14 protein-coding genes are annotated in these 16,900 nt (G+C 49.9%); 2 read left to right on the top strand and 12 right to left on the bottom strand.

Going from position 1 to position 16,900, the window contains the following annotated elements:
- Positions 1–132 precede the first annotated feature (132 nt).
- From rhaD to HMPREF9944_RS11700, 5 genes are all read right to left on the bottom strand, one after another.
- The gene (rhaD, locus tag HMPREF9944_RS11720) at positions 133–942 is read right to left on the bottom strand and encodes a rhamnulose-1-phosphate aldolase (RefSeq protein WP_044113725.1); all 810 of its coding nucleotides are present in this window, start codon (positions 940–942) and stop codon (positions 133–135) included.
- A 29-nt stretch (positions 943–971) separates the two neighbouring features.
- Positions 972–2,003 (bottom strand): L-rhamnose/proton symporter RhaT, encoded by a 1,032-nt coding sequence (locus HMPREF9944_RS11715; RefSeq protein WP_008566548.1) that lies wholly within the window; start codon positions 2,001–2,003, stop codon positions 972–974.
- Positions 2,004–2,006: 3 nt separating this feature from the next.
- The gene (locus HMPREF9944_RS11710; protein WP_008566547.1) at positions 2,007–3,260 is read right to left on the bottom strand and encodes an L-rhamnose isomerase; all 1,254 of its coding nucleotides are present in this window, start codon (positions 3,258–3,260) and stop codon (positions 2,007–2,009) included.
- A gap of 149 nt (positions 3,261–3,409) precedes the next feature.
- Positions 3,410–4,948, bottom strand: coding sequence for a rhamnulokinase (locus HMPREF9944_RS11705; RefSeq protein WP_008566546.1), 1,539 nt, complete (start codon positions 4,946–4,948; stop codon positions 3,410–3,412).
- 19 nt (positions 4,949–4,967) lie between these two features.
- On the bottom strand, positions 4,968–5,852 hold the full coding sequence (locus HMPREF9944_RS11700) for a helix-turn-helix domain-containing protein (RefSeq protein ID WP_008566545.1): 885 nt from the start codon (positions 5,850–5,852) through the stop codon (positions 4,968–4,970).
- 805 nt (positions 5,853–6,657) lie between these two features.
- Here HMPREF9944_RS11700 and HMPREF9944_RS11695 point away from each other — a divergent pair.
- Both HMPREF9944_RS11695 and tatC read left to right on the top strand, forming a co-directional pair.
- Positions 6,658–6,855, top strand: a complete 198-nt coding sequence (locus HMPREF9944_RS11695) for a Sec-independent protein translocase subunit TatA/TatB (RefSeq protein WP_008566543.1) — start codon at positions 6,658–6,660, stop codon at positions 6,853–6,855.
- Entirely contained in the window at positions 6,855–7,613 is a 759-nt protein-coding gene (tatC, locus tag HMPREF9944_RS11690; protein WP_008566542.1) for a twin-arginine translocase subunit TatC, read from the top strand. Before HMPREF9944_RS11695 ends, tatC begins: the two co-directional genes overlap by 1 nt.
- A 2-nt stretch (positions 7,614–7,615) precedes the next feature.
- On the opposite strand, the gene tsaA is transcribed toward tatC, so the two are convergent.
- From tsaA to HMPREF9944_RS11650, 7 genes are all read right to left on the bottom strand, one after another.
- Positions 7,616–8,299: a tRNA (N6-threonylcarbamoyladenosine(37)-N6)-methyltransferase TrmO gene (gene tsaA, locus HMPREF9944_RS11685; RefSeq protein ID WP_008566541.1), complete on the bottom strand. Its 684-nt coding sequence runs from the start codon at positions 8,297–8,299 to the stop codon at positions 7,616–7,618.
- Entirely contained in the window at positions 8,296–8,973 is a 678-nt protein-coding gene (locus HMPREF9944_RS11680; protein WP_008566540.1) for a phosphatase PAP2 family protein, read from the bottom strand. The genes tsaA and HMPREF9944_RS11680 overlap by 4 nt, the downstream gene beginning before the upstream one ends.
- The gene (locus tag HMPREF9944_RS11675) at positions 8,970–10,781 is read right to left on the bottom strand and encodes an LTA synthase family protein (protein WP_081475837.1); all 1,812 of its coding nucleotides are present in this window, start codon (positions 10,779–10,781) and stop codon (positions 8,970–8,972) included. The genes HMPREF9944_RS11680 and HMPREF9944_RS11675 overlap by 4 nt, the downstream gene beginning before the upstream one ends.
- A gap of 530 nt (positions 10,782–11,311) precedes the next feature.
- Positions 11,312–11,752 carry a hypothetical protein gene (locus tag HMPREF9944_RS11665; RefSeq protein WP_008566538.1) on the bottom strand — a complete coding sequence of 147 codons (441 nt, stop codon included), beginning with the start codon at positions 11,750–11,752 and terminating at the stop codon, positions 11,312–11,314.
- Positions 11,753–11,778: 26 nt separating this feature from the next.
- A complete protein-coding gene (locus tag HMPREF9944_RS11660; RefSeq protein ID WP_008566537.1) occupies positions 11,779–14,340 on the bottom strand; it encodes a transglycosylase domain-containing protein in 2,562 nt (853 codons plus the stop codon).
- 701 nt (positions 14,341–15,041) lie between these two features.
- Positions 15,042–16,271, bottom strand: a complete 1,230-nt coding sequence (locus HMPREF9944_RS11655; RefSeq protein WP_008566536.1) for a hypothetical protein — start codon at positions 16,269–16,271, stop codon at positions 15,042–15,044.
- A 23-nt stretch (positions 16,272–16,294) separates the two neighbouring features.
- Entirely contained in the window at positions 16,295–16,885 is a 591-nt protein-coding gene (locus HMPREF9944_RS11650; RefSeq protein WP_008566535.1) for a UpxY family transcription antiterminator, read from the bottom strand.
- Between the last annotated feature and the right edge of the window lie 15 nt (positions 16,886–16,900).

The raw sequence follows: 16,900 nt of genomic DNA, 5'->3' as shown, positions 1-16,900 counted from the left end.
ATAAGAATTTGCAAATTCTAAGTAGAAATTATTGTTGGCTGTAAAAAAAACTAAAATATTTTTTGGCTCTATAAAATAACCTGAACAGAAACTTGAAAATCCGTTCAGGCTATTTTTTCAGGAGAAGATTGCTTACTTCGGCAAATGGAAAACCTGCGAGAGTTCCTTCATCTGCGCGTCGCTCATTCCGTCCGGCTCGAAGCCCATGGCTTTACAGTCCAAATAAATGGCGGCACTCTTCGACAGCACATCAACTTGGTCGAACGCATCCATGATATCCGTGCTTTTGGCAAAGACGCCGTGCTTTTCCCATAGCACCACGTCGTAGTCCTCAAGTTCTTTCAGCGTTCCTTCGGCCAAGGCGTTCGAGCCCGGAATGGCGTAAGGAACGACGCCCAGCCCCAGCGGACAGAAGGCTTTCGTCTCGGGAATCATGCTCCACAACAGGCGTGTGAGCACATCTTTCTCCAAAAATTTCTTGCCATGGCTCATGGCCACAAGTTCAATCGGGTGTGTGTGCAGCGTAGCCTTAATTTCCGTCTTTCGCTCGAGTTGTCGAGCGTGAACCATCAGGTGGCTCGGCAATTCAGAAGTTGGAAGCACGGGATTGTCGGCGATGATGACATAACTGCTGCAGTCGTCGAGCACACGAATGACGCTTCCGTTCTCCATCGGCCATCGAGCAAGGTCGCGCATGCGTCGTCCCGTTCCCTTGCAGAAGAAATATTGGCCCTTCAAGGCTGGCAGCGTCGCTCCTATCTCTTTTATGTCGCTGATAGCTGGGAGCGCCTTGATTTCGTCGTCGATGAACGCCGTGATGTTGACGGTGATGTTCCCGCCGTTGCGCTCGGCCCACCCTTTCTGCCAGAGATATCCGGCCACTTCCGCAATCTTGCCAACCTCGTTTTCCAATCGGGGACGGCCGTCTAAAATACTTTTCATAATCATTTGCTTGTTTTAATTCAGTACGATCATAACAATTGAGGCAAGAACGAAGAAACAACCAGAATCGCGATGCCCACGACGAGCACGGCTATCGTTCGTCGCCCGCAGCCTTTCCACTCTTTCAGTAGTATGCCCCAAACGTTGGAAAAAACTACGTCGAGCGCCATCAGTATGCAGAACGAGAACGTAATCAGCACGGGCGAGTCGGTAAGGAAGCCTTTGCCCAGAGCCAATCCGAAGAACTGGCTGTACCACAACGCTCCCGCCAAAAGGCAGAAGAGAATGTTGTTAGCCCACACGCTTCGCTTACCGTAATCACTCCAAGTGTGGTTCTTTTGGTTCTGCCAGAGACAGTAGACGGCGTTAGTAGCGAAGCCGCCGACCGTAACGAGCAAGGTGGCGGGCAGCGTCTTGAACAGGCCGGACGTCGCGGCAAAATGCAAGCCGCTCCCAAACTCCAGCCCCACATTGAAGCACGCGCTCATGCAGCCAGCCAAGAGTGCGATGGCGATTCCTTTCGGGAAATTGAAATCCTTGACGGCTGCGCGCTTCGCTTCGTCACTAAGCTGAGCCGCTTTCATCGAGCCCGCAACGCCGATGACGGCAATGCCCACGAGCGTCACTCCTACTCCGATGAGCACCGAGACCGTCAGTTTTTCCAAGTGGTGCCCCTCGGGATAGATGACGTTCAGCATAATAGGACCGAGTACCGTTCCCAATCCCGCGCAAGTGCCCAAAGAGATGCTCTGTCCGAGCGCAACTCCGAGATAACGCATGGAAAGTCCGAAGGTTAGCCCTCCCACGCCCCAAAGAACGCCGAAAAGAACAGTCATGTTGATATCGAACATGTGATCGGCGGTAAAGAGATCCGTCAGCGAGTGTCCCGAAGGCACGGCAAGCAATGCGCCAAGCAGCGGGAGCAACAGCCATGCGAACACGCCCTGCACGAGCCAGTAGCTCTCCCAGCTCCACGCTTTGATGCGGTTAATAGGGACGTAGCAGCTCGATTGACAGAAAGCGCCGATGGCGATGATGAGAAGTCCAATGATGATATTCATTTTTTATCCGCGTTTAGACAGTACATCCTTTTCATATTGCTCGACTACGGGAATGAAATCCTCGCCGACAGGTACGCCGCTTGTCAGGTTGAAATAGTCATAGATGGCGCCGAACGGCAGACTCTTAGCTTCTTCCAACAGGGCCAGGCGCTCGAACCCCTTGTCGGAATCCTCGTAGGCACGGAGCCGGTCGATGGGTTCCAAGAAAGCCTGCAACAGACATTTCTGCGTGGCGCGCGTCCCGACGATATATGCGCCGATACGGTTGATGGAGGCATCGAAGTAGTCCAGCCCGATGTGCGCACGGTCAAGCGCATCGGCCCGCACAAGTTCCTTGAAGAGGTCGAGCGTTTGGTCGTTCATGATTGTAACGTGATCGGAATCCCAGCGCACGGGGCGGCTCACATGGAGCATCAGCTCGGGCACGAAGAGCAGGAGCGACGCTACCATGTCGCTGACGTTCTCGGTCTGCTCGTAATGTCCGGTATCGAGGGTGTACATCAGATTACGCGTAGCGCAGTAGCCGGCTACGAAGTCGTGCGAACCGACGGTGTAGCTTTCCAGCCCAATGCCGAAGAGTTTTGCCTCCAGACAGTTCTTCACGCCGTCGAGCTTCTCGGCCAATATCTCGTCCAAGCTCTCTGCCATGAGCCGGCGATAGCGCATACGCTCGACGGTCAGGTCCTTGCAACCGTCGTGCACCCAGATGTTCATGATGCAAGGGTCGCCCTGTGCCTTGCCCATAGCATCGGCAATCCTGCGGCAACGCTTGATATGCTCGATCCAGAATTCGCGGATACCCTTGTCAGGATTAGCCAATGACAGGCTGCCGCTCTTCGGATGTGAGAAGCTGGTAGAGTTGAAGTCGAGTTTCATGTCGTTCTCTCTTGCCCAGTCTATCCAACTTTGGAATTGGCTGACTTCCACTTGGTCGCGGTCTACGAACTTCCCGCCGAAATCACCATATATTTCATGAAGATTCAACCGGTGATTCCCTCCCAACAGACTCTTTACGAAAAGGATGTCCCGGCGTACTTCCTCTATGTTTCGGGCACGCCCCGGATAGTTCCCCGTTGTCTGAATTCCTCCGGAGAGCGCTTCGTTGCGCTCGAAGCCGACCACGTCGTCGGCCTGCCAGCAATGTAGGGAAATCGGGGTCTTCTTCAGCAGTTCGACAGCTTTGTCGGTGTCCACACCCACAGCTGCATAACGTTCTTTCGCATAGGCATAAGCCTTTTCAATACTTTCTGTTTTCATAACTTTAAGTTTTTAGTTGGTTTCTATATTTAATTTGTCCTAAGTTGGTCATTGAGAGGTTTTATCATAGTGTGGCAAGTCTCCCGTCGTTTACCGTGGCGTTTGCTCACATGTCACAAGGTTAATGACTGATTCGGGCTTATGATTGTTTACTCTTCACTCCCACCTGTTACATACAGGTATTTCTCATAGGCAGCCTTCCACGGTGCCGTATCCCGAGGGATAAATCTTGCCGGTGCAATGCTGTTTGCGATAACTTGCCGCATATCCCATACATCCTTGAAATATCCGGCAGCCTTTGCCTGCAACATGACATTGCCGATGGCGGTGCACTCCTGAGGACCGGCAAGAACAGTGATGTTGCATGAATCGGCCGTGAACTGATTGAGAAAACTGTTTTGCGAACCGCCACCTATCACGTGGAGCACATCTATCGGGAACGGAGCAAATTCCTTCAGCCAGCCGAACACCTGCCGATAGCGCAGTGCGAGCGAGTCGTATATGCAGCGACAGAACTGCCCCCGGGTCTCGGGAACAGGCTCATCGTGTCTGCGGCAATAAGTCTGAATGGCCGCCGTCATGGAGTCGGGATTGGCAAACATGGGGTCATCGGGGTTGATGAGACTCCTGAAGCCCTCAGCCTTCATGGCTTCTTCGATCAGCGTTGCATGGCTCACGTCGCCGGGCTCTTTCTTCCATTCGCGGCGACAGCACTCATACAGCCACATGCCGCAGATGTTCTTCAGGAAACGGACGGTGCCCGCAACTCCTCCCTCATTGGTGAAGTTACGACTGAAAGACTGCTCATTGACGATAGCCTGCGGCGTTTCGATTCCCATCAGGCTCCATGTGCCCGAACTGAGATAGGCAAAGTGTGGACCTGCGGCAGGGACGGCTGCAACGGCACTTGCCGTGTCATGCCCCGCCACGGCAACGACGGGAAGCGGACCGAGTCCTGTCAGTTTGCGGACCTCTTCGGTCAGTGTCCCGACGACGGTACCGGGCCCGACCGCCCTACCGAAATGTGTCCGTCGCAGTCCCACACTCTGAAGCAATGCCTCGTCGATTTCTCCCGTATGCACATTCAGCATCTGTGACGTAGAGGATATGGTATACTCACAAACCATCTCCCCTGTCAGGAGATAGCTCAACGCGTCGGGCATGAACAGGATTCTGTCGGCATTTTGCAGTGCCGGACTCCCAGCCTTGCGCATCGCATAGAGTTGGAAAAGCGAGTTAAAGTTCATCAGCTGTATGCCCGTTTTCTCATACACCTGCGCTTTCGGCATCGCTTCAGCGAAATATTCATCCATTTTCCCTACGGTGTGCGGGTCGCGGTAGGCAAACGGATTACCCAACGGCAGACCGTCGGCTCCGATACACACAAAGTCGCAGCCCCAAGTGTCAATGCCTATGCTTTCTATAGGGTAGTTTCTTTGGGCAGCAAGACGGAGTCCGGCGATGATTTCGTTGTAGAGGGCGGCCAAATCCCAGCAGACGTGCCCGCGGATTTGTATCAGTGCATTGTCGAAGCGGGTCAGTTCTTCCAACGTGATGGTCGGCTTGTCAGCTGCACAGCCATCTGCACCCTTGCCTGAAATCGTACCGATGATGGTCCTGCCACTCGTGGCGCCTAAGTCCACGGCGAAGAAGACACTGTCTGCTTGTTGAGGTTTTAGTTGTTTCATTAGTTATATGGTTTAGTGATTATCGTCTTACAGATTTCCGATAGGCCGTCGGTGTGACCCCGTTCTTCTTGCGGAAAGTGGTTGCGAAATAGTCTACCGACTCATAACCCACCTGATAGGCAATTTCCGTCAGCGAAAGATTGGTGTTTGCCAAGAGTTGTTTACATTTCGTCAGCCTCACCTCCTGAATATATTGGAGCGGCGCATAGCCTGTGAATTTCCTGAACACCTGACGGAACCTTGAATAGCCCATATTGATTTCTTCCGCCACTTCCATCGGGGTGATACCCTCTGCGAGCCGTTCCGTCATGATCACCTTCGCCTTTCTCATCTGCTCGACCACCTCACGGTTTTCGAATTCGTTGTGCCGGTTAAAGGCGTAAGCATGGCCCATCACCATGTTCGCGGCCCCGGCCAGCATCTGCTGGTAGCCGACATACTGCTCCTTGGCTATCGCAATGGCGTTCCGGAACACCTGCACAAGTTCATCGTGCAGCCCGACGTGGAACACCGGTTCCCGCGGAGAGAAAAAGCCGTTCGCAATACGGCTGTCTATGTTCTGCCCCCTGAAGCCTATCCAATATTCATTCCAGCCCGTTCCGGGGTCGGGGTGATAACTGTGCCACTCTCGGGGAAACAACAGAAACATGTCTCCTTCCTTGATTTCTGTCTGCGCACAGTGCTCGGATTGAAAGAAGCCTCTTCCGGCAGTAATGTAGATGAATTGATATTCATTCAGCCGCCTGCCTTGGTCCGTCAGGAACGAATATTCTTGCGGATGGTTCTTCGGGGGATAGGGCTCGTCGGAATCTATATGCTGGAAACCGACACCGTTGACTGTCAGTCCCCAACGCGCATCCTGCTCGTTGTCGATAAGATATTGCAATGTCTGGTTATGACCCATAGCGTCAATTCGTATTAGTTAATAGGTTCTTGTTGCAAAAATAATAATTTTCAAGGTCAGATGAGTGTCTATTCTGACATAAAATACTTGATATTTGACGTATTGGTGAATTATATGTGCGATTTTGGCTACGAAACCAACATGAGGCCGATATAAGTCCTCGGAAACCTCACCCCTCCCCTTCTTCAAGAGGAGGGGGATTAATGCCTGCGGTCGTGAGTGTTAAACACTTGCAACAGTGAGTACGGAACACTCACTACAGCGAGTACGGAACACTCGCAATCACAAGTGTTAAACACTTACAAGGACAGGTGTTAAACACTTACAGGGACAGGTGTTAAACACCCTTGAACATGGGTACGGTACACCTATGGTCGTAGGTACGGTATACCTACGGTCATGGGTACGGTATACCTACGGTCATGGGTACGGTATACCTATAGTCATAGGTACGGTATACCTACAGTCGTGGGTACGGTACACCCATGGTCATGGGTACGGTATACCTATGGTCATGGGTACGGTATACCTATGGTCGTGGATACGGTATACCTATGGTCGTGGGTACGGTATACCCTTGGGACAAGCTGTTCGGGCTCCTCCTCATAAAGAAAGGGCAAGGGCGGGCCTCAGAGCGTCGCGCATTCTTGGCAGAAAGCACCGAAGGGGCCAACGGAAGGCTGTTTACTCCTACGGCTCTGCCCATCTTCTTAACAGTGAACCCATGTAATATTTACATATTCTCTTTGATATTCCGGCCAATTCCATTATATTTGCATGCAATAAACCCATTAACCCAAAGAACATGTTAGGAACACAAGAAATTTTTATCATTGCACTTATTATCCTGCTTTTGTTTGGCGGCAAGAAGATTCCTGAACTGATGAAAGGCCTTGGCAAAGGAGTCAAGAGTTTCAAGGACGGAGTCAACGGCATCGAGAATGAAGCGAATCCAAACACAAAAGATACGGAAAAAGACACGACAAACGCCAATGACAAGTGATGGCTGAGAACGAAGAACTCTCCTTTTGGGAGCATTTGGACATTCTGCGGAGCATCATTCTCAAGGTCATCATTGTGTGCGGAGCGTGCACACTGCTGGCCTTTTACTTCAAAGACCCGATATTCAAGATTATTTTGGCACCGAAAGACCACGGTTTCATCACCTACAAGATGCTGCGGACCGAGTCTTTCGGCATCAGCCTCATCAACACCGGACTCACCGAGCAATTTCTTGTCCACGTAAAAGTCGCCGTGTTTGTCGGTATTCTTTGTGCTTCGCCTTACATCATCTATCAGCTATACAAGTTCATTAGCCCGGCGCTGTATGCCAGAGAACGCAAGTATTCGGGGCGCATCGTCGGCAGTGCCTACGCCATGTTCTTCATGGGCAATCTCGTCAATTACTTTCTTATCTTCCCTTTGACGCTGCGTTTTCTCGGCACTTATTCCGTGAGCCCCGAAGTTCAAAACATGCTGACCATACAGTCATATATGGACACGCTGCTCATGATGGCACTCCTCTTCGGCCTTGTCTTTGAGATTCCGGTCATCAGCTGGTTACTCGCACTCGCGGGATTGCTCAAGCATTCATGGATGACACGATACCGCAAGCATGCCATCGTGGGCATTGTTATCCTTGCAGCCGTCATTACGCCAACCTCCGACATCTTCACCTTGTTCATTGTTTCCCTCCCCATCTGGCTGCTTTACGAACTCAGTATTCTCATCGTAAAAGCAACCGAACGTCAAAACGGATAGATTTACAAAGCTAAGACCGTCAGCACATCGCCTTTCACGCGGAAATGAATATCGGCTCCCATGAAAGGCATGCCGTAAATCTTATCGGGATTGTCTTGATACGGGGGACGAGGGTCTTGCTCCAACACTTGCTTCAACGCAGCTATCCGTTCCTCATCAAAGCCACGAGACAACAAAAAGGCATGCACTTCATCGGACATGACTACCTGCAAGCGTTGCCATTGGTTAGTGTCTACAAATCCACTGCGCGCATTGACATGTGCATCGGTATAGGTTACATAAGGTTTGATGTCGTAAATCGGCGTTCCATTCATCAAATCCGCACCCAATACATGAATGACCGGACCACGATTGCTCGCCCACTCTATCATTTCAATCTTCACTGAAGAAAGACCTAAACCATTAGGACGAAAAGGACTGCGACTGGCAAACACTCCAACCTTCTTATTCCCTCCGAGACGTGGAGGACGTACCATCAAACTACCCGCATGATGCCTGTTGGCATTGAAATCCCAAATGAGCCACAAATAATCAAAGGCCTCCAATCCACGCAACGCATCAGGATTACGATAGGCTGGAAGGAAGACAATCTCTCCTTTCAACGTCTCCACAACACCACTCTGCTTTGGGATACCGAACTTTGAACTGAAAGGAGAATGGAAAACGGCAACGGGCGCTATGGTCATACGCGATAGAATATAGAGGAAACCATAATCACTGCCAAGATGAACAATCCCACCCACACCGGCATATAAAGGTGTTTCAAGTCTTGTGCATACTGCGGACCACTTATCCGACTAAACATATAATAAACAACTGAAGAACCACACAAGGCAAACAGCACGCCTATCAACAGATCGCCGAAATAGTGAACGCCCAAGTACATGCGACTATAGCATTGCAAAAGCGCCCACGAAAAGAGAAAGACCGAAAGCCAATAGCGTCTGAATAGATAGGTAAAGAAGAAAGCCAAGCCCCACGTATTGCTTGCATGATTGGACGGACAACCATAGGCTCCGCCACGATAACCGTCCACAACATGCACGCAAGCACTTAGGGGATTATCGAGATTACCGGGACGAAGCCGCGCTATCCATGGTCGGACAACCTGCGAAGTAAAGCTGTCGGTGAACAGAATGACAACACCGATAGCCAAAAGAACAGACAGCACTACCTTATAAGAATAGTTCTTCAGCAACACATAGAGCAACGCAGCATACATCGGGAGCCACACGAACCTGTCGCTCACCAACCACATCACACTATCGAAATAGTCGTTGTGGCAACCGTTCACCGCGAGGAAGACTGTTGTATCGACAGTTTTAAGCGTCTGAAAGAGTTCCGATAGTTCTGTCATCATCGTTGCGCTATGTCATTATAGAGTTCTTGCAGGTAGGCCTTTCCCTGCCTTTCTAAATCGTGCCGGCCATTGCCCTCATCGAGCATCACCTTCTTCGAGACATTGTCATAAATCATTCGCTGTTCTTGCGTTGCCAAGCCCCAAAGGTCGGGGAACGTGAAGAATGCAAAGTGTGGAGCCTTGCGGTCAAGCATGTCTTTACTGAAGCGGAAATTCTCATGTCCGATGCCCATCTGTCCCAGCAATGTAGCTGCTAAATCATGCTGCGAGCCGTAGTTCTCCACCGTAAAAGGCGACTTAACGGCACCGCCCAACCATATCATCGGTATCTGATAATGTGCAAGGCTGAACTCGCTCAAGTGTTCGGGATAGCAACCTTGATGGTCGGGCACCAAGACAACGAGCGAACGCTTCCAACGTCCCGTACGTTTCAGAAAGGCAACGAAGCGTCCCACGCAGTCGTCAGTATAGGCAAAGGCATTCAACACCTTGTTGCCCAGCCGCCGGAAAGGAACATCGAAAGGTTCATGCGAGCTACTTGTCTGGATAACACGCAACAGCGGACCGCCTGTCTCACCCTTCAAATCGTTCTGCAATCGCTCAAACACCAAATGGTCAGGAACGCCCCACTTGCTCAACCTACTCTTCAACGGGAAGTCTTTGTCCGACACAATGTCCGTGAAACCCATTCCTGTCAGATAAGCACGCATATTCGTGAAGTCCGCGTCGCCCCCGTAATAATATTTCAATCCATACCCCTGCCGATTCAACGTGCCTGCAATAGAAGGAAGATGATTGACCTTCCGCGTATATTTCATCAGACTGGTTGTCGGCTGAGCCGGATAGCCACTCAGGATAGACACAATGCCACGGTCGGTACGGAAGCTGTTGGCATAGAAATGCTCAAAGAAAACGCCTTCTTTGTCCCATCGGTTCATGTTAGGCACAGCACGGGTCTTCATCAGCTCACGCGAGAAACTCTCCAATATCACGATATAAATATCGGGCCGTTGCACGGTGAGCAACCTTTCCGTGCTGTCGCTCCGCGTGTAGAGCAAAGGCCGGCAGACGCGCTCCGCCTCACCCTCGTCCATAAACCTATATTGCGAAGCGAAGTCCTCCTGCTTCGACAGGCTCTCCATCAAGCTGAACACCGGGTTCACAGCCGCATGGTTCAGCCGCATGTCCTTACTAAAATAGGCCTCGCCCACATTCATCACCGACACGCCCACGCCACCTCTGATGGGCAGGAGCAACGCCCCCGTCAGCACAAGCTGCAACACCGACCGTCCTATCCTTCTACCACCGTTTGGGGAAAGACCGTCAAACCCGTGTTCCACCTTTTGCATCAACAGGAAAACGCCCGTCGCCAAGAGCAATGCTATTGCGCAGCCCACTATCACCGTCCACACGCTCACGCTCGCCACGGCATCGGCCGGAGAAGAGAAAAAGTAGAACAGCGGCGTAACATCAAGCGGAAAGCCCCAATAGCCATAAAGCACAAGGTTGAGACAGAACGTCACGGCAAACAACAGCGCGGCCAACGCGTCGTAGCCACGGCCAATCCACCTCGTGACACGCCCCCGACACCACGTCTCAGTCAGTATCAGCAGCCCCGGCACCACGCTGAAATAGCCTGCCACAGAAAGGTCGAGCGACAGTCCGTGAAGCATCACCTGCCACACGTCGCCCACCCCTGCCGTCGGCATCAACGCATGATGCCAAAGCATGAAACAAGGTTTTTGCAAGGCAAAGAGCATCACCCATGCCGCATAGACCGCGAGAAACTTCAGTGTATTGGTTTTCATCAGTTGATTGGAATGCCCATCCCGTTTGTAAACGATGCAAAAGTACGCAAAAAGGGCGGACACCGTCTTCCGTCCCACCCTACTTTTAGACACATTAACGTTTATAGACAACAATAAACCCACACCGATCCGTGGGAGGCCTGCCCCCAATTGGACCAACCTTTTTTCTTTCGGTTTGATGCTTGCGCCTTGGAGCACTGTCACCATCCACTTCTGTTTGATGCTTGCGCCCCGGGGCGACGTTAACACACGTTTACGTTTGGAACTTGCGCCCTAGGGCGACGTTGACACACATTTACGTTTGAGACTTTCGCCCTAGGGCGATGTTAATATATGTTTACATCGGGACTTTCGCCCTAGGGCGACGTTAACACATGTTTACGTTTGGAGCTTTCGCCCTAGGGCGACGTTAATATACGTTTACGTTTGGTGCTTTCGCCCCGGGGCGCAACTAATATTTCTTTCGGTTTGGCGTTTGCGCCCCGGGGCTTATAACGATTTGGGATGAAAATGAATTGTCGGCGGGAGCGTTATTCCTGCATGAGCTTTGAAAGGAAGTCGTCAAAGTCTTTGTCCAATCCGGGCATCAGGTCGCCGTCGATGATGACCGTGTCGTCGTCGGCAAGATAGAGCTCGGCGATGGGCATGCGTTCGTCGCTCTCCAACACGAAGCTGTAGGGCTTCAGAATGCCCAGATGGTCGACGATTTCGGCCTCGCGTTTGAAAATCTTTCTCAGTTGCAGCGTAATCCGGTCGTAGAAGTTATCGTCGGTGTTGCCGATCCACTGTTCAATCACGCACCGTGTAATCTCGTTCTCATTGTCGTCGTAGGCCAACAGCTCCCCGGTGTCTTGGTTTGCGCATACGTGTATGTCGGTCACGATGTCGCATTCGTCGCACGCCGGAAACTTTTGCCCGATTTTATGGATAAAGCGTTCAATTTGTTGTATGGTTTGTTCGATTGTATTCATGCGTTGTACGGATTAAATGATTATTGTCAGAGGTCATCTAAGTTGACTTGCTGTTCAGCCGGCTTCCGTTTCTTGTCCTTCTCTTTTTTAGGCTCATTGGCAGGCTTTGCGGTCTTCGAATTGTCCGGAGTTTTATTGTTGCTTCCTTCGGATTCTTCTATCGGACGGGTGACCGGATTGCCTTCTTCGTCGAGTATGACTTCCTCTTCACCGATGATACTGTCGTTGGCCGTCGTGTCACGCTTGGCTTGCGGACTATAGCTGGGGCAGAGATACATGTCGCTCGTGATGTCATCGTCGTGCGGTTTGTCGAACTTGGCGTGATACTGCTTGAAGGCCGGATCTCTGAACAACGCCTGCAGGAAGTAGCCGCAAATGGGTAGTGCCGTTCGCGAGCCTTGTCCTAGGGCCCCGGTTCGGAAATGGATGCTTCGGTATTCGCCACCGACCCATGCTCCTACCACCAATTTGGGACTGACGCCCATGAACCACGCATCGGAGTGGTTGTTGCTCGTTCCGGTCTTTCCGCCGAACTCGGTGTCGCGGAAGTCTCCCACATATCCCCAAAGCGATTGTGACGTTCCGCCGGGTTCACGCATGCCGCCTTGCAACATCTGCTGCATGAGGAATGCACTCTTATAAGGAATAACCTGCTCGGACTTGGTTGGGCCTACATACACTTCGTTTCCGTCTTTATCCAAGACGCGGGTGACCAGCACGGGGTCGTGGTGCTTGCCGTTATCCGCAACAACGCAGTAGGCATTCACCATCTCCAACAGCGTGACATCGCTGGAACCTAGTGCCAAGGAAGGCGCATCGTCCAACGGACTCACGATGCCCATCTTCTTGGCCGTCTCGATGATGCGCTTGATGCCCATCTCCTGACCGAGTCTGACGGCAACCGAGTTGATGCTTCGGGCGAAGGCGCTCTTCAAAGGCATGGAGTCGCCACTGAAAGAGCCGTTGGCATTGCCCGGCGTCCATGTAACTTCCTTTTGTTTCTTCTTGTCATAGACTTGCATCGAGATATATTCGTCGCGTCGCTTGTCGCATGGGGTGAGTCCTTGGTTCATGGCCTCCGTATAGACGAACAGCTTGAACGTTGAGCCGGGTTGGCGCATGGCCGTCACCTTGTCATACTTCCACGAATTGAAGTCGATGTCGCCCACCCATGCTTTCACAGCTCCCGTCTGCGGTTCCATGGCAACAAAGGCGCAATGCATGAACGTTGTCATATATTTGATGGAATCCTCGGAGGTCATTTCTTTGACGACGGAGCCTTTGGCATAGTCGAACACCTTTACGGGGTGCTTCCACACTTTATAATAGTAGCTGACGGAGTCGGGATTGTTGGGAAAACGGGCCAGCAAGGCCTTATAGAAAGGTTGCCGTTCTGCAATCTGTTGAATGAAGTTGGGTATCACCTGATGGTTCTCGTCCTGCCATGGCTCTTGACGGAGCCAGTTGCCGGATTGGTTTCTGTAGATACCCCAATGATTATTGAAGTTCTGCTGCACCTGCTTCATCTGCTTTCTTGCCGCTTCCTCAGCATACTTCTGCATTCGGGTATCGATGGTCGTGTATATCTTCAGACCGCTGGAATACAAATCATATCCGTTTTCGTTGCACCAGTCTTTCAGATAAGACGCAATGGCCTCTCTGAAATATTTGGCCTGCCCGTCGTAGTTCTCTTCGACCTTGAAATCGAGCTTGATGGGAATGCTTTTCAGTGAGTCGCATTCCTCACGTTTTAAGTCACCGTGATGATATAAATTCTCAAGCACCGTGTTGCGGCGCGCCAAAGCGTTTTGCGGATTGGTCCTCGGATTGTAATAAGACGTAGCTTTCAGCATGCCCACTAAGACGGCAGCCTGTTCGGTCGTCAGGTCAAGCGGAGTCGTGTTGAAATAAGTTTTTGCGGCCGTCTTGATACCGAAAGAGTTGTTGCCGAAGTCCACCGTATTGGCATACATCGTGATGATTTCTTTCTTGGAATACACGGTTTCGAGTTTCGTGGCAATAATCCACTCCTTGCTCTTCACAATCAGAATTTTCAATCCGGGTATCTTGCCCAATAGTCCCGTGGAATACTGCGAACGGACCCGAAACATGTTCTTGGCCAACTGCTGGGTAATCGTCGAGGCACCGCGGCCGTCATGATGAAACACAGCATCTTTCATCGCACCGAACAATCCGATAGGGTCGATGCCGAAATGCTTATAGAACCGTTCGTCCTCGGTATCCACCAGTGCACGGAAGAACTTAGGGTTGACTTCTTCATACTTGACGGGGGTTCTGTTCTCGTTGAAATACTTTCCAATCAACTTGCCGTCGGCGCTGTATATCTCGGAGGCCTCACTCGTCTGCGGATCCATGATGCCCGAGAAATAGCCCGGTGATTTTCCGAAGAGCCAAAGGAAGTTCATGTCAACCATTCCCAGATAGACAATCAAGGTAATGAAGAATGACAGGAGTCCGATGGCGGTCTTTGTGTACCACGCACGCCCGTGGTATAATGACTTGTACCATGGCCAAAAGTTACGCAGATAGCCTATGCACCAATTGAATAATCTTTTTATCTTGTCCATAATCCTATGTTATATCAGGGTTTGTATGGTGCAAACTTACATAATTTTCTCGAATTCCACGCCGGTTGCATGAAAAAAGTTAAGGGCATTATAAAACTTAGAGATAAACGAGAGAATGTCCGCCGGCGAGAATTCCGCCGAGAGTCAAAATAAAAAAAACATGTCGGCGGAACCTCCGCTGGAAGCCAAGAGGTAAAATACATATCAGCGGGAGCCCCGACAGGAGTTAAAAAGGTAAAAGATGCATAAGAGTGCCACACTCTGACAGTTAAACGTTAAGAAAAGTATAGGAGTACCGTACTCTAACAGTCAAACGTTAAGAAAAGTATAGGAGTACCGTACTCTAACAGCTAAACGTTAAGAAAAGCATAGGAGTACCGTACTCTAACAGTCAAAAGTTAAGAAAAGTATAGGAGTACCGTATTCTAACAGTCAAAAGTTAAGAAAAGTATAAGAATACCGTACTCTGGCAGTCAAACGTTAAGAAATATGTCGATGGGAATTCCGAAGGAGCAACGAACCAACGGAAACAACTTTTGCATCATTCCGTCACCTCTTCAAGGTTCCCATCGCTCCCATTACGACAGGCGGGGGCTACGCTCATCGCTCGCCCCCCGCCTGTGTTCTGCCGCTTATTTGAGAATCACGCCCTAAATATTCTTACCTCGAACCGCATTGACATCGTGAGCGTGAGGCTCTTTCTATCGGACAACGATCTTCTTACCGTTCCGGATATATATTCCTTTTGGTAAATATTGAATGGAAGAACCCATGTAAAGACCGCCCAAGGTATAAATCCTGTCATCATTCTTTCTCGATATTCGTAAAGATTTGATCTCGGTTGCCACTTTTTCAAAGCGCAAAGCGTCGGCTTTCGGTGTCTTATCACAGACAAGCAACCATCTGAAAGCATTCAAAGAAGCTTTTACTTTGCTCTTATCCTTCACTTTGACAATATTGTTATCCCCGAAGATATACATGTTGCGCTTCGAAGCAAACTTGTCCACTTTGTATGTTCCATAGCAAGTCAGGCCGGGAATATGATACGTTAAGGTTTCATTGCTTTTATGAGAGGCTTTGACAAGACCTATTTCATAAACATGATTTGCAGGAATGTTTATCTTACCGAAAATCAGATAGGGCGTGTTTGCTTTGAGGTCAGACTTTACCTCGGTGAAATAAATCAAGCCTTCCTTGCAAGCCGTAGGAATATAAGCCGCGGCCTCTTGCCCAAACAGCTGTTTATAGTTCGGGATATCAAACGGAACAATAAAGGTGTTATAGCATTCGGGTTTGAAGACTCTGTGCAAACTGACATCAATATCGGCATCAATACAGTCCAAACCAATCTGCTCGGACAACGAGATTTTAGTGTTCTGGACATGATACAGACGGACGGGGTTGAATTTCTTCGCATCATCACATAAGCGATACCTGCCCTTCACATCATCATATCGCACTGCATACCCATCGATGAGAAGATGGAAACCGCCACTTTCTTTTTCGAAAGTGGCCAAACACTTCTCTGATGTCAAGTAGGTTGTTCTCAGATACCCGACTTCTGCCTTGTCATAACATAAATAACAATGCGAATCGTCATTCTGCTCCGCCGTCAAGTCTTTGATATACCAGCCATCTTCTTTTTTCTGAAATTGCAATATGTCACAATGAGGCTGGACGTCGGCAACCAAAGTATGAGCAGAAACAGAACCATCTTGCAAGGAAGAGAAATAGAAGGCGCCTTTTATACCTTGATACCCCATGGCATGGTAACTGTTATCAGCAAATCCTGTCATGATATACAGACCGCCATCTACCAGTTGGCTCTCATTCTCCACTTCCACAGCAGTTACTTCTGCAGATGACTGTCCCCATGAGCAGAGGGAAAACACGAGGGAAAACACTAAAAGAATAAACTGTTTGTTTTTCATATATGGTATTTTTTAGAAATTAACTATATCTTTTCACAACACCATCGCGTCACCTTGATCATAATGGCCATGCCGGGAACTTCCTTCAACAGATAATACATCTTGTTTGAACGTACGAGTCTTCCCGTGAGTCCTTTCAATGGGCCATGTTTCACAAGAACTTTATCTCCTTTTTTCAGATGAGCCTGTTCTTCGCTCAGATACTTTCGCATGGTGAGTTGAGGGTTACACATCGCCCTGAATTCATACATCTGCGTTGCAGGAATTTCATAATAGCTTTTGTCTTCTTTGCTTTTTGTAACAACACTCATCTTGAGTGTCGACGCTGTTACAAGATTACGCATCTCTACTTCAGTTCCTTCCTTTTTAAGGAAAATGAGATTGCGTACAACGGGCCGCAAGACGTGCTTGACACCATGGTTTTTATCTTCTACATCCATGTATTCTTCGGGAATGAACGTTTCAAGTCCCTTATTCTGGAAGTAATCAGCCGCCTCCTTCTGACGTGTGGTATAGAGTTTGATTGCATACCATGGCGAATAATCGCGTAACTCTGATACAGATTGCGCAGCATCATCTAAGCATTCAGTAGTCAGCTTCTTTTCTTCCATCATATGTAATCCACGTGA

Source organism: Segatella maculosa OT 289 (assembly GCF_000243015.1).
Lineage (GTDB): Bacteria > Bacteroidota > Bacteroidia > Bacteroidales > Bacteroidaceae > Prevotella > Prevotella maculosa.
The sequence above is the reverse complement of the archived record's forward strand: the minus strand, read 5'-3'. Positions and strand labels throughout refer to the sequence as shown.

Bases quoted from the DNA above. Each gene is read 5' to 3' on its own strand.
- rhaD (WP_044113725.1), bottom strand. From the start codon at position 942: ATGAAAAGTATTTTAGACGGCCGTCCCCGATTGGAAAACGAGGTTGGC.
- HMPREF9944_RS11715 (WP_008566548.1), bottom strand. From the start codon at position 2,003: ATGAATATCATCATTGGACTTCTCATCATCGCCATCGGCGCTTTCTGT.
- HMPREF9944_RS11710 (WP_008566547.1), bottom strand. From the start codon at position 3,260: ATGAAAACAGAAAGTATTGAAAAGGCTTATGCCTATGCGAAAGAACGT.
- HMPREF9944_RS11705 (WP_008566546.1), bottom strand. From the start codon at position 4,948: ATGAAACAACTAAAACCTCAACAAGCAGACAGTGTCTTCTTCGCCGTG.
- HMPREF9944_RS11700 (WP_008566545.1), bottom strand. From the start codon at position 5,852: ATGGGTCATAACCAGACATTGCAATATCTTATCGACAACGAGCAGGAT.
- HMPREF9944_RS11695 (WP_008566543.1), top strand. From the start codon at position 6,658: ATGTTAGGAACACAAGAAATTTTTATCATTGCACTTATTATCCTGCTT.
- tatC (WP_008566542.1), top strand. From the start codon at position 6,855: ATGGCTGAGAACGAAGAACTCTCCTTTTGGGAGCATTTGGACATTCTG.
- tsaA (WP_008566541.1), bottom strand. From the start codon at position 8,299: ATGACCATAGCGCCCGTTGCCGTTTTCCATTCTCCTTTCAGTTCAAAG.
- HMPREF9944_RS11680 (WP_008566540.1), bottom strand. From the start codon at position 8,973: ATGATGACAGAACTATCGGAACTCTTTCAGACGCTTAAAACTGTCGAT.
- HMPREF9944_RS11675 (WP_081475837.1), bottom strand. From the start codon at position 10,781: ATGAAAACCAATACACTGAAGTTTCTCGCGGTCTATGCGGCATGGGTG.
- HMPREF9944_RS11665 (WP_008566538.1), bottom strand. From the start codon at position 11,752: ATGAATACAATCGAACAAACCATACAACAAATTGAACGCTTTATCCAT.
- HMPREF9944_RS11660 (WP_008566537.1), bottom strand. From the start codon at position 14,340: ATGGACAAGATAAAAAGATTATTCAATTGGTGCATAGGCTATCTGCGT.
- HMPREF9944_RS11655 (WP_008566536.1), bottom strand. From the start codon at position 16,271: ATGAAAAACAAACAGTTTATTCTTTTAGTGTTTTCCCTCGTGTTTTCC.
- HMPREF9944_RS11650 (WP_008566535.1), bottom strand. From the start codon at position 16,885: ATGATGGAAGAAAAGAAGCTGACTACTGAATGCTTAGATGATGCTGCG.